The following is a 12,266-nucleotide window of genomic DNA, read 5'->3' as shown; positions in this document are numbered from 1 at the left end:
ATATCATGCTAACGGGAACCATGTTCGATCCCGTCGCCGCCCTCGACACGGTTCTCGAGAACCTCGACCGCGAGGCCCGCGAGCCCACGAAGCTCAGGGCCGCGCTGGTGCCGCAGCTGCGCCGGGTGATCGAGGAGGGCCACCGGGCCGCCGAGGCGCAGCTCCTCGAGGACCGCAACGGGCTGCTGTGCGCGCAGACCCTGTCGAATCTCACCGACGCGGTGGTCCGGGCGATCCACGACGCCGTGGTCTGGCGGCTCTATCCCAACGACAACCCATCGACCGGCGAGCAGCTCGCGGTGGTCGCCACCGGCGGCTACGGCCGGGGCACCATGGCACCGGGATCGGACATCGATCTGCTGTTCCTGCTGCCCTACAAGCAGACCGCGTGGTCCGAGAGCGTCGTCGAGGGGATGCTCTACGTCCTGTGGGACCTGAAGCTGAAGGTCGGCCACGCCACCCGCTCGGTCGAGGAGTGCCTGCGCGAGGCGCGGGCCGACATGACGATCCGGACGGCCCTCCTGGAGGCGCGGTACCTGTTCGGCACCCGGGTGCTCTACGAGGAGCTCGTGACGCGCTTCGACGCCGAGCTGGTGGTCGGGTCCGCCGCCGAGTTCGTCGAGGCGAAGCTGCGCGAGCGCGACCTGCGCGTCTCCAAGGCCGGCACCTCGCGCTACCTCGTCGAGCCCAACGTCAAGGACGGCAAGGGCGGCCTGCGCGACCTCAACACGCTGTTCTGGATCGCCAAGTACACCTACCGGGTCCGCGACCAGATCGAGCTCGTCAGCGCCGGCCTGTTCACCCCGGAAGAGTACGCGCTGTTCGAGCGCTGCGAGGAGTTCCTGTGGCGGGTGCGCTGCCACATGCACTTCGCCACGAAGCGCGCCGAGGAGCGCCTGTCCTTCGGTCTGCAGCCGCGGATCGCCGAGCGCTTCGGCTACGAGGCCCGGGGCGGCCTCTCCGGCGTCGAGCGCTTCATGAAGGCCTATTTCCGCATCGCCAAGGATGTGGGCGATCTCACCGCCATCGTCTGCGCCGAGCTGGAGGCGCGCCACGCCAAGCGCACTCCGGTTCTCGACCGCTGGATCGGCCGGTTCCGCGACCGGTTCCGGGCGACCGCCATGGAGGCGGAGGATTTCTGGATCGACCACGGCCGGGTGAACCTGCGCGCGGAGGACGCCTTCGAGCGCGACCCGGTCAACCTCATCCGGCTGTTCTGGCTCGCCGACCGGCACAACCTCGCGATCCATCCGGACGCGAAGCGGCTGGCCAACCGGTCCCTGCGCCTCGTCAACCCGTCGCTACGCGTGGACCCCGAGGCGAACCGGCTGTTCGTCGAGATCCTGACCTCGCGGAACGCGCCGGAGGAGGCGCTGCGCGAGATGAACGAGGCGGGCGTGCTCGGCCGCTTCATCCCGGATTTCGGCCGCATCGTCGCGATGATGCAGTTCAACATGTACCACCACTTCACGGTGGACGAGCACCTGCTGCGCACGGTCGGCGTGCTGGCGGACATCGAATCGGGCCGGGCCCAGGAGACCTACCCGCTGGTCTCGCGCCTCGTGCACTCGATCCACAACCGCACCGCGCTCTACGTCGCGATCCTGCTGCACGACATCGCCAAGGGCCGCCCGGAGGACCACTCGATCGCCGGCGCCGCCATCGCCGAGAAGCTCTGCCCGCGCTTCGGCCTGAACCAGGCCGAGACCGAGACGGTGCGCTGGCTCGTGGAGCACCACCTGCTGATGTCGATGACCGCGCAGAGCCGCGACCTCTCGGATGCCAAGACGATCGAGCGCTTCGCCGCGAGCGTGCAGAGCCTGGAGCGGCTGAAGCTCCTGACCATCCTGACGGTGGCCGACATCACCGCCGTCGGCCCCGGCGTCTGGACCGCCTGGAAGGGCACCCTGGTCCGCACCCTGTACGACGAGACCGAGGTCTACCTCTCGGGCGGCCATTCCGAGATCGCCCGCACCGACCGGGTGCGCCTCGTGCAGATGGGCCTGCGGGAACAGCTGCCCGGCTGGGGCTCGGAGGAGTTCGACGCCTACGCGGCCCGCCACAGCCAAGCCTACTGGCTCAAGGTCGACGGCACGCGCCAGCTCAAGAACGCGATCTTCCTGCGCGACGTCGTGCGCGACGGGCGGACCAGCGCGACCGACGTCGCCCTCGATCCCGTCCGGGGCGTGACCGAGATCACGGTCTACTCGCCGGACCATCCCCGCCTGCTCGCCATCGTCACCGGCGCCTGCGCGGCGGCCGGCAGCAACATCGTCGACGCGCAGATCTTCACCACCACGGACGGGTTCGCCCTCGACACGATCTTCATCTCGCGCGCCTTCGAGCGGGACGACGACGAGCTGCGTCGGACCAAGCGCATCACCGCGGCGATCGAGCGGGCGCTGAAGGGCGAGATCAAGATCGCCGACCTCGTGGCCGACAAGCACCCGCCGACCAGCACCCGCGCTAAGACCTTCCCGGTGCCGCCGGACGTCATCATCGACAACGCCTTGTCGAGCCGGGAGACCGTGGTGGAGATCACCGGCCTCGACCGGCCGGGCCTGCTCTACGAGCTCACCACGGCCTTCAGCCGGCTGTCGCTCAACATCACGTCGGCGCATGTGGCGACGTTCGGCGAGCGCGCCGTGGACGTCTTCTACGTCACCGACCTCACCGGCACGCGGGTGACGCAGCCCGACCGGCAGGCCGCGATCCGGGCCGCCGTGATGGACGTGTTCGCCCACGACGTCGCGACGCTCAAGGCCGAGGGTCTGGAGGCGCTGGTGGCGGCGCCGCCGCCGCGCGAGGCGTGAGCGTACGGGTTGATTTCGCGGCCCCGTGGCCAGATATCAGCGCCGATTCCATCATCCCTCACCGATTCCCGCCCACGACTGAAACGTGATGACGAGCAACGACATGCCCCAGGATGACCAGCGCCAGACCACGGTCGAAGCCGGTGCCGGCGCGGCCCAGGATCCCGCGCCCGCGGGTCAGGGCAGCGAGTCGGCCACCGTCGATCCGGTCGCGGAGGCCCTGGCCCTGCTGACCGCCGAGCGCGACGAGCTCAAGGACCGGACGCTGCGCACCCTCGCCGAGATGGAGAACCTGCGCCGCCGGACGGAGCGCGAGGTCGCCGACGCGCGCGCCTACGCGGTGACCAACTTCGCCCGGGACGTGCTCAACGTCGCCGACAACATCCGCCGCGCCCTCGACAGCGTTCCGGCCGACGCGAAGGCCACGGCCGACGGCGCCCTGAAGGGGCTGATCGACGGGATCGAGCTCACCGAGCGCGACCTCGGCAAGACCCTCGAGCGCCACGGCGTGAAGATCGTCGAGCCGCAGGGCCAGAAGTTCGACCCGAACCGCCATCAGGCGATGTTCGAGGTGCCGAACGCGGAGGTTCCGGCCGGCACCGTCGTGCAGGTCGTGCAGGCGGGCTACGTCATCGGCGAGCGCGTGCTGCGCCCGGCCCTGGTGGGCGTCGCCAAGGGCGGCCCGAAGGCAGCCGCCAACCCGGCCGACGCGGCCTGAACGGTCCCGCGGCGCGCCCTACTGGCAGGGCAGCGCCGCGGCGAAATCCGAGATGAACTGCGCGGTCTGGCGGGTCTGGGCCGGCGCGGCCGGATCGCGGGCGACGAGCCCCGCCTCGACGCGGAGGCGGCCGTTGCAGGCGCAGGTCGGCAGCGTTCCCGCGGCCGGCTCGGGCGAGCACGCGTCGTGGTGCGCGCAGGCGAGATCCAGCGCGTCGATCGGCGGGTAGCCGGGCCCGCGGCTGCCGGGGCCGCAGAAATTCCCGTAGATCAGGATGGCGCCGCGCCCGTCGGGCCCGGGTGGCACGATCTCCTGCGCCCGCGCCGGGACGGTGCAGGCCGCGAGCGCGACGGCGAGCAGCATTGTCGTGAGGGAGGTCGAGCTGGGCATGCTCACGGCCGATCCTGTCGGAGAGAATCCGCGGTCCCGCGGGGCTGCACCCGCGCGGTATCCGGCCTCACCGACATCCCTCGGCCGTGGACAGGCTCGCGCGGCCGACAGATTCGCGAAGCCGAATGCAGGGCATTGCGACCCAGCTTGACCGCTCCGTCAAGCTATCGCCCAACGAATATTGCTCAGAATCGGTAATTCACACCGGCCCGAACCACCGCAAAACCGGAGTCCTGTTTGCCGGCACCATAAAACGCCGGAACACTGGCGTTGTAGTACGTGGCGGCGTTCGTTCCGCGGCCGAGATGGAGGTAGAGCGCCTCTACCTTGGCGGAGAGCTTCTCGGTGAAGGCGTACTCGATGCCGCCGCCGGCCGCGTATCCGGTCCGGTCGGTCGACGGCAGGGTGTAGGGGTAGGCGCCCGCGTCGGTCGCGCGCGCCCCGCCGCCGTAAGCGAAACCGCCGGTCCCGTAGACGAGGACCCGGTCGAACGCGTAGCCGAGCCGGGCGCGGACCGTGCCGAAATAGTCGAGGCTCGGTCGGACGCTGTAGTACGGCGTGGTGCCGAGATAGGCGGCGTCCGCCTTGGCGAAGGCCGCGCCCTGGATGTCGGCCTCGACGCCGACGACGACGCCGGAGCCCGGCGTGAATTGGTAATTGTAGCCGATCTGGCCGCCGCCGGCGAAGCCGCCTGACCGGCTGCCGCCCGTGACGGTGCCGTAGGTCGGGTCGGTGAAGCCGCCGCTCCCGGTCGGGAACGCGTATCCCGCATTCACGCCGGCATAGAAGCCCGTCCAGGTGAAGACCGGAAGCGACGGCGGTAGCGGCGGCGGCGCGCGGCGGGGCAGGTCGGCCGCCTGGGCGGCGAGGGCTAGGCAGCCGCATGCGGCGCCCGCGAGGGCTGCGGAGGTTCGTGCGTTCATGGAAATCTCGTTCGGCGCGCGGCGGAGCCGCGGGATCAGAGGGCCAGGAGGAGCAGCCCGACGACGGTCACGGACAGGATCAGGCAAAGAGCGAGATCGAGAATGGCCGCTCCACCGCAGGTCGGCGCGGTTCGTGCGCGGTCGATACCGGACAGGGCGATCAAGAGCGGACCTCGCGGTTCTCTTCCGTGCGTGCCGCGACCCTCACGGTTCTCGCGGCGCGTCGGGGCCCGACGGCGCCCGAGGGTGCCGCCGCCCCGCCTGAGGGGGTGGCGGGAGCGGCGGCCTGCGGCGCCCTCGGTGAACCGGCGCGGTGGACCGTTTCCGCGACGGCGACCCCGAGGACGGGCAGTGTGAGCGCGGCGACGACGCAGACGAGGCGTCGGAGCCGCGGAAGGGGATCACCCAGGCTTGCCCGTCGCGCCTGGGCGGTGGGAAGCGTGAGCGGCGGCAGGGGCATCGCCACGGGCGTTCGCGTATCAATCGTCATCGGCCGGCCCCGCATTTCGTGGGAAATTTGACCACGAGACGTTTCTACGTGTGCAAAAATCCCACGTCAACGCGAAATCGAGGGACCAGCGTGCGCCTTCGCACGCGGTGGGATTGTGTCCCACAGCATGAGCCGTCACGATGCGGCCATGTCTGATACTGCCGATACACCGCGGGAGGGCGCCAGCCTGCACGCGCCGCTGGCGCGGCTGCTGCGCCCCCTCGTGCGCCTGCTCGTCGCCCGCGGCATCACCTTCCCGGCGCTCACCGACCTGCTGCGCGAGCTCTACGTGAACGTCGCCGAGTACGACTTCGCCCTCGCCGGAAAGGAGCAGACCGACAGCCGCGTCTCCCTGCTCACCGGCATCCACCGCAAGGAGGTCCGGCGCCTGCGGGGCGCCGGTGCTCCGGTCAGCGCCGTCCCGGCGGTCGTCTCCCGCACCAGCCGGATCATCGCCCGCTGGATCGCCGACCCGGCCTTCACCGACGCGCAGGGCCAGCCCCTGAAACTTCCGCGCACGGCCGAGGGCGGCGCACCCTCGTTCGAGTCGCTGGTCGCGGGCGTGACGCGGGACCTGCGGCCGCGCGCCGTCCTCGACGAGTGGCTCGATCGCGGGCTGGCCTTCACGGATCCGCAGGACCGGATCGTGCTGGCCGAGGCCGCCTACGTACCGAGGGGCGACGGCGCCGAGGGGCCCCAGCTCTACTATTTCGGCCGCAACCTGCACGACCATATCGCCGCCGCCGTCGCCAACATCTTCGGAGACGCGCCGCGCTTCCTCGAGCGGGCGGTCCACTACGACGGGCTGTCCAAGGACCTCGCGACCCGGCTCGAGGCGCGCGCCCGCGAGATCGCCGTGGAGGCGCTGCAGCAGGCCAACCGGGAAGCGCACGCGGCCTGCCAGACCGATCCCGGCGGCACGCATCGCTGGAACTTCGGCCTGTACGTCTACACCGAAGCGGCGCCGCCGGCGCGGCGAGCGGACGAGCGGTGAGAGGCCGGCCGGTGCGCGCCACGCTCAACCGCCGGTTCGTCCTGCGCCTGCTCGCGGGCGCCGCGACCGTGCTGCCCGGCACCGTCCGGTCGCAGGAATCCCCGCGCGATCAGGGCATCGGCGGGACCGGCATGATGCGGACCGACGCGCCGAAGAGCGGGCCCCTCGGCGAGGGCGACCGCGGCATCGGCGGCACCGGCGTGATCGGTACGATCCGACGCTTCGGCTCGATCGTCGTCAACGACCTGCGCATCGCCTATCCGCCCGAGGTGGAGGTGCATATCGACGGCACGGCCGCGAAGGCCGCCGACCTGAAGATCGGTCAGGTCGTCCACGTGGTGGCGCGGCCCGAGGGCGGCGGACTCGCCACGGGGCGGATCGACGTCACGAGCGAAGTGGTCGGGCCGGTGGAGTCGGTTGCGCCGGGGCGGCTCGTGGTGCTCGGCCAGCGGGTCTCGACCGCGGGTCTTGGCGGCGCGTGGCGGCCGGGCGCGCGGGTCGCCGTGAGCGGGCTGCGCCGGCCCGACGGCGTGATCGTGGCGAGCCTGATCGAGCCGCGGGACACCGGGCCCGACCGCGTCGCCGGCCCGGTGCGGCGGGTCGCGGGCGGCCTCGGGATCGGCGGCCTCCGCCTCGCGGGCGCCGACGCCCTGCCGCCGGGCCGGCGCGCCCTGGTGACGGGCCGTGCGGCGAACGGCGAGCTCACCGTGACCAACGCCGCGCAGGTCGGCCTGCCCTTCCCGCCGGGTCTGAAACAGGTCTCGATCGAGGCCTATATCGGCCGGGATAGCGGCAGGCTCGACGTCGGCGCGGGCTACGCCGTCGCGGGCCGCCCCGGCGCGCAGGTTCCGCGCACCGGGAGCGTGCGGGCGGTGCTGACCGCGGCGATCGCGCGGGACGGGGACCTGACGGTGGAGCGGCTGCGGATCGAGGACCGCATCGCGCCCGAGCCGCAGCGGCCGGACGCCCCGCGGTTCGAGCGGGAGCGCGACCGGCTCGACCTCCGCAACCTCCCCGACGAGGCGCCCGGCCGCTTCGGCGCCGAGCCCGGAGGCCGCCAGGGCGGCCTGGGCGGCATCGGCGAACCGCGCGGCCCCGCGATCGACACCCGGCCTGGGGGCGCGGTCGTCCCCGGATCGGAGGGCACCGGCGGATTCGGAGCGCCGCGCGGCGGCTTCGGCGGCGCGCCGCCGGCAGGCCCCGGGGCGTTCCCGGGCGGCCCCGGGGGCTTCGGCGGCCCGCCCGGGGGCCCCGGCCCGGGCCCGGGCGGGGGCGGCTTCGGTGGCGGCGGTTTCGGCGGCCCTGGCGGCGGTCGACGCTAGCGCCGCTCCCGGCTACGTCGGGACGGTGACGATCGCCGAGCCCGTCGTGAGCGAGGCGCGGTTCCCCTCTCCCGCACGGGAGCGGGGCAAGTCGCGGCTGTCTCGACCGGAGGCACCTTTCCTCCGGACCGTCGCACTACGAAAGGGAACGGCCCTGGGGCAGACCGCACGGAGCACCGGAGGCGCGGGACTTCAGGCCTCCGCCTCCCGGTCGAGCAGCGCGCGCTTGCGCGCGACGCCCCAGCGATAGCCCGACAGGGCACCGTCCGAGCGCACGACGCGGTGGCAGGGGATGGCCACCGCGACCGGGTTCGCCCCGCAGGCCTGCGCGACCGCGCGCGTCGCCGTCGGCAGGCCGATCGCCCGGGCGATCTCCGCGTAGGTCGCGGTGGATCCCACCGGGATCTTGCGCAGCGCCGTCCAGACCCGCTGCTGGAACGCCGTCCCGCGGATGTCGAGGGGCAGGTCGAGGCCGCTGCCTGGCGCCTCCACGAGCCCGATGACCCGCGCCATCCAGCCCTCGAAGGCCGGGTCGCCGCCCTCGATCTCCGCGGCGGGGAAGCGGTCCTGGAGATCGTGCAGGAGCGGCTCGGGCGCGTCCCCGAGGAGGATCGCGCAGACGCCCGCCTCGGTGGCGGCGACGAGGATCGCGCCGAGGCTGCAAGTGCCGATGCCGAACCGGATGCGCAGGCCCGCGCCACCCGTCCGGTAGGCGGCGGGCGCCATGCCGAGGCGCGGCGCGCCAGCCGCGTAGAACCGGCTCGCGGCAGCGTAGCCGGCCTCATACAGCGCCTCCGTCACCGAGGCGGCCCCAGGCAGCCGCCGCGCCACGGCGGCGGCACGGTGGGCGGCCGCGTAGGCTCTGGGGGTCACGCCGGTGGCGTCCTTGAACACCCGGTGGAAGTGGTAGGCGCTCAGGCCGGCGGCGCGGGCGAGCGCGGCGAGGGACGGAACCGTCTCCGCCGTCTCGATCAGGCGGCAGGCGCGGGCGACCGCCTCGGCCCGGCGCTCGGCGAGGGCGGGCTCGTCCGGGCGGCAGCGGCGGCACGGCCGGAAGCCGGCAGCCTCGGCCTCGGCGCAGGTCCGGTGGAAGCTGACATTCTCGGGCCGCGCCGCGCGCGCGGCGCAGCTCGGGCGGCAGTACACGCCCGTGGTGCGGACCGCGTACACGAAGGTGCCGTCGGCCCGCGGGTCGCGGGCGGCGAGGGCGGCCCAGCGCTCGGCATCGCCGGGGTCTGTCGCGGGAACGGGGCTCATGGCAGCCGTACTATGCGGCTTGGCGCGGGCGTTGAGGAGGGGCATGACGGGGCCTGCCGGGTGGTGGATGACGCGTGCGGCACTCTGCCGGTCCGCCGCCGCTCCGGCATCCCGCGCCTTGCGGCCGAATTCGACATCGGCGGCCGCCGAAACGGGCGACCCGCCTCACGAGTGCGCCATGGCTTCGAGCACGCCCGATCACATCCATGTCGGCCAGGACGGCTGGCTGTTCCTGAAGACGGGAACGAACGACGTGCTCGGCCAGTACGAGCGGCCGGAGGAGACGACCGAGCTGATCTGGCAGTGGCGCAGCCTCGTGACGACGCGGGAGCGGCGCCTGCGCGCCCAGGGGATCCTGTACCGCCACGTCGTCGCCCCGGAGAAGCTGATGATCTACGATCACCGGCTCGACGGGCTCACCATCCGGCCGGGCGCGTCGCCGGCCTACCGCCTCCTCCACAGCGAGCCGCCGGCGGGCCGCTTCCCGGGTCCGGTCGGGCTGTACGCGGCCTGGCGCCGGCGGAAGCGCTGGCGGCAGACCTGCATCGATCTGGTGACGCCGATGCGGGCGCAGCGCGACGCGGCCGACCTCTACTGCCGGACCGACACCCACTGGTCCGCCGACGGCTGCTATCTCGCCTACGCGGAGATCTGCCGGGCGCTGGGCGCCGAGCCGCGGCAGGACCTGCGAGAGCGGCCGTCCTTCGAGACCGACCACGACGGCGATCTGGGGAGCGCCTTCGATCCACCCCGGCGGGCGCGCTCGCGCACCGTCCTGATGCAGCAGGACGCGGTCCGGACCTACGGCAGCCCGATCGTCGAGGCCCGGGAGAAGGCCGGCCTGCTGCACACGCTGCATGTCGGTGCGCACGTGATCTACGGGAACGCCAAGGCCACCGACCCGCGCCGGCTGGTCTTGTTCGGCGATTCCTTCTCGCACGTCATGCCGTACATGCTGACGATCATGCTGGCCGAGACGTTCCGCGAGGTGCACTTCGTCTGGAGCACCTCGCTGGACTGGCCGTATATCGAGCGCGTCCGGCCCGACATCGTGCTGACCGAGGTGGCCGAGCGCTTCATGGTGCAGCTGCCCGACGACACCTTCTCGGTGGAGCGCTACGCGCAGGACCGCTTCGGGGCCGAACTCGCGGCCGCGGGCGCCTGACGGGCGAGCCCGGAACTCCGGAGGGCGAACACGCCGCCACCCCCGACTTCGCCAGTCCGGGATTGCCGAGCGGGATCCGGAGCGCAAGCGCGCCCGGCATGGCTGCGACCGGAACTGTCCGTTCCCGGCTCGCCGGCCGTGCCCCTCACGCCTGCAGCTTGGCCACCAGCGCGTCCGACAGGGCGAAGTTCACGTAGACGTTCTGGACGTCGTCCTGATCCTCGATCACCTCGACGAGGCGGATGAGCTTCTCGCCGGTCTCGTCGTCGACATTGATGGTGTTCTGCGCCTTCCAGATCAGGCCCGTGCGCGCGGGCTCGCCGAAGCGCGCCTCGAGGGCCTTGGTGACCTCGCCGTAGGAATCCTGGGCGCAGATGACCTCGTGTCCGTCCTCGCCGGAGCTGACGTCGTCGGCGCCGGCCTCGATCGCCGCCTCCAGCATCGTGTCGGCGTCGGCCACGGAGGCCGGGTAGGCGATCACGCCGACGCGGTCGAACATGAAGGCGACGGCCCCGGTCTCGGCGAGGCTGCCGCCGGACTTGGTGAAGGCCGAGCGCACGTCCGAGGCGGTGCGGTTGCGGTTGTCGGTCTGTGCCTCGACGATCAGCGCGGCGCCGCCGGGCCCGTAGCCCTCGTAGCGGATGTCCTCATAGTTCTCGCCGTCAGCGCCGGCGGCCTTCTTGATGGCGCGCTCGATATTGTCCTTGGGCATGTTCTCGGCGCGGGCCGCCAGGATCGCGGCGCGCAGGCGCGGGTTCATCGCCGGGTCGGGCGTACCGAGCTTGGCCGCCACCGTGATCTCGCGGGCGAGCTTGCCGAACACCTTCGAGCGGACCGCGTCCACCCGGCCCTTCCGGTGCATGATGTTCTTGAACTGCGAATGGCCTGCCATGACGGTTCGGACTTTTGTTCGTTGGCGCGGGCGGGCGTGCGGGACCCCGCCGTCGCGGCTGTGAGGTCGCGCCGTATATAGGCCGCCGCCTTCGGACGAAGCAACGCGGCCGGTGCCGGTCGGCGCGACGCGGGTCGACACGGCCCCGCGGGCTTCGCAATCCCGTGACCGCGGAAAAAGTCGCCGTCTCGGGCGTTGGCGCTGGACTTCACACGCAGCTGGGAACCCGATGTCGAGCCGGAACGGACGCAGCACGGTCATGGTCACGGGCGCGAGCGCCGGCGTCGGCCGGGCTGTCGCCCACGAATTCGCCCGGCACGGCTGGAACGTGGGGCTGATCGCGCGCGGCCCGGCGGGGCTGAGGGGCACGATCCGCGATGTCGAGCGGGCCGGCGGCCGGGCCCTGGCCTTTGCGGCCGACGTCGCCGACGCGGAGGCCGTCGCCCAGGCCGCCGACGCGCTGGCCGAGGCGTTCGGCGGCATCGACGTCTGGGTCAACAACGCGATGGTGACGGTCTACGCGCCCGTTCAGGAGACGAGCCCGGACGAGTTCCACCGCGCCACCGCGGTGACCTATCTGGGGCAGGTGCACGGCACGCTGGCGGCCCTCCGCCACATGGTCCCGCGCGACCGGGGCACGATCGTGCATGTCGGCTCGGCGCTCGCCTACCGGTCGATCCCGCTCCAGGCGAGCTACTGCGCCGCCAAGGCCGCCGTGCGGGGCTTCGTCGATTCCCTGCGCAGCGAGCTGCTCCACGACCGCAGCCGAGTCCGCCTGACGATGGTACAGCTTCCGGCCGTGAACACGCCGCAATTCGACTGGGCGCGCTCGCGGCTGCCACGCAAGCTCGAGCCGGTGCCGCCGATCTACCAGCCGGAGGCCATCGCCCGGCACGTCTTCCGGGCGGCGCACGACGCGCCCCGGGAAATGTGGATCGGGGCCTCGGCCTGGAAGGCGATCATCGGAAACATGCTGATCCCGGGCTGGATCGACGGCTACCTCGCCCGGCACGGCTATCGCGGGGAGATGACCGGCGTGCAGGCGCAGAAGAACCGACCCGACAACCTCTACGACCCGGTGGACACCGATCCCGGCGCCCACGGCCGCTTCGACTCCCGCGCGACCAGCGACGTCGCGGCGGCCGACCCGCGCTGGCTCAAGTTCGGGATCGCGGCCGCGCTCGGCCTCGTGGCCGGGACGATGCTGTTCGCCACCGAGGCGCACGGGCGGGCGGACGCCCGCGCCGATCGCCGGCCGGGCAGACGCTAGGACACGGGCCAACGCGGGTTTCTAGGAGGATC

General features: G+C 72.5%; 11 protein-coding genes. 6 read left to right on the top strand and 5 right to left on the bottom strand.

The window, feature by feature from the left end; genetic code table 11:
• Window positions 1-20 precede the first annotated feature (20 nt).
• Together BM419_RS09030 and grpE are read left to right on the top strand one after the other, a co-directional pair.
• Window positions 21-2,813, top strand: coding sequence for a [protein-PII] uridylyltransferase (locus tag BM419_RS09030; protein WP_020092537.1), 2,793 nt, complete (start codon window positions 21-23; stop codon window positions 2,811-2,813).
• A gap of 103 nt (window positions 2,814-2,916) precedes the next feature.
• Window positions 2,917-3,531, top strand: a complete 615-nt coding sequence (gene grpE, locus BM419_RS09025; RefSeq protein WP_026604829.1) for a nucleotide exchange factor GrpE — start codon at window positions 2,917-2,919, stop codon at window positions 3,529-3,531.
• A gap of 18 nt (window positions 3,532-3,549) precedes the next feature.
• Here the strand turns inward: grpE and BM419_RS09020 are convergent, their stop codons facing one another.
• The 3 genes from BM419_RS09020 to BM419_RS33195 all read right to left on the bottom strand — a co-directional run bounded on the left by BM419_RS09020 (window position 3,550) and on the right by BM419_RS33195 (window position 5,008).
• Window positions 3,550-3,921 (bottom strand): phospholipase A2 family protein, encoded by a 372-nt coding sequence (locus tag BM419_RS09020; protein ID WP_056526870.1) that lies wholly within the window; start codon window positions 3,919-3,921, stop codon window positions 3,550-3,552.
• Between the two features lie 185 nt (window positions 3,922-4,106).
• On the bottom strand, window positions 4,107-4,844 hold the full coding sequence (locus BM419_RS09015; RefSeq protein WP_091926241.1) for an outer membrane protein: 738 nt from the start codon (window positions 4,842-4,844) through the stop codon (window positions 4,107-4,109).
• A 35-nt stretch (window positions 4,845-4,879) separates the two neighbouring features.
• A complete protein-coding gene (locus BM419_RS33195; protein ID WP_020092541.1) occupies window positions 4,880-5,008 on the bottom strand; it encodes a hypothetical protein in 129 nt (42 codons plus the stop codon).
• Window positions 5,009-5,482: 474 nt separating this feature from the next.
• On the opposite strand from BM419_RS33195, the gene BM419_RS09005 reads away from it, so the two are divergent.
• Together BM419_RS09005 and BM419_RS09000 are read left to right on the top strand one after the other, a co-directional pair.
• Complete coding sequence (locus BM419_RS09005; RefSeq protein WP_091926240.1) at window positions 5,483-6,328, top strand: DUF6502 family protein; 846 nt, start codon at window positions 5,483-5,485, stop codon at window positions 6,326-6,328.
• A gap of 11 nt (window positions 6,329-6,339) precedes the next feature.
• Window positions 6,340-7,650, top strand: coding sequence for a DUF5666 domain-containing protein (locus tag BM419_RS09000; protein WP_091926239.1), 1,311 nt, complete (start codon window positions 6,340-6,342; stop codon window positions 7,648-7,650).
• A gap of 192 nt (window positions 7,651-7,842) precedes the next feature.
• Here BM419_RS09000 and ada read toward each other — a convergent pair whose 3' ends face one another.
• Window positions 7,843-8,907: a bifunctional DNA-binding transcriptional regulator/O6-methylguanine-DNA methyltransferase Ada gene (ada, locus tag BM419_RS08995; protein ID WP_091926238.1), complete on the bottom strand. Its 1,065-nt coding sequence runs from the start codon at window positions 8,905-8,907 to the stop codon at window positions 7,843-7,845.
• Between the two features lie 178 nt (window positions 8,908-9,085).
• Between ada and BM419_RS08990 the strand changes: the two genes are divergently transcribed.
• Window positions 9,086-10,072, top strand: a complete 987-nt coding sequence (locus BM419_RS08990; RefSeq protein ID WP_091926237.1) for an alginate O-acetyltransferase AlgX-related protein — start codon at window positions 9,086-9,088, stop codon at window positions 10,070-10,072.
• Between the two features lie 145 nt (window positions 10,073-10,217).
• Here BM419_RS08990 and BM419_RS08985 read toward each other — a convergent pair whose 3' ends face one another.
• Window positions 10,218-10,964, bottom strand: coding sequence for a YebC/PmpR family DNA-binding transcriptional regulator (locus tag BM419_RS08985; RefSeq protein WP_056526849.1), 747 nt, complete (start codon window positions 10,962-10,964; stop codon window positions 10,218-10,220).
• A 229-nt stretch (window positions 10,965-11,193) separates the two neighbouring features.
• On the opposite strand from BM419_RS08985, the gene BM419_RS08980 reads away from it, so the two are divergent.
• Window positions 11,194-12,234 carry an SDR family oxidoreductase gene (locus tag BM419_RS08980; protein ID WP_091679417.1) on the top strand — a complete coding sequence of 347 codons (1,041 nt, stop codon included), beginning with the start codon at window positions 11,194-11,196 and terminating at the stop codon, window positions 12,232-12,234.
• Window positions 12,235-12,266 lie beyond the last annotated feature (32 nt).

This window comes from Methylobacterium sp. yr668 (assembly GCF_900116245.1).
GTDB lineage: Bacteria > Pseudomonadota > Alphaproteobacteria > Rhizobiales > Beijerinckiaceae > Methylobacterium.
The sequence above is the reverse complement of the archived record's forward strand: the minus strand, read 5'-3'. Positions and strand labels throughout refer to the sequence as shown.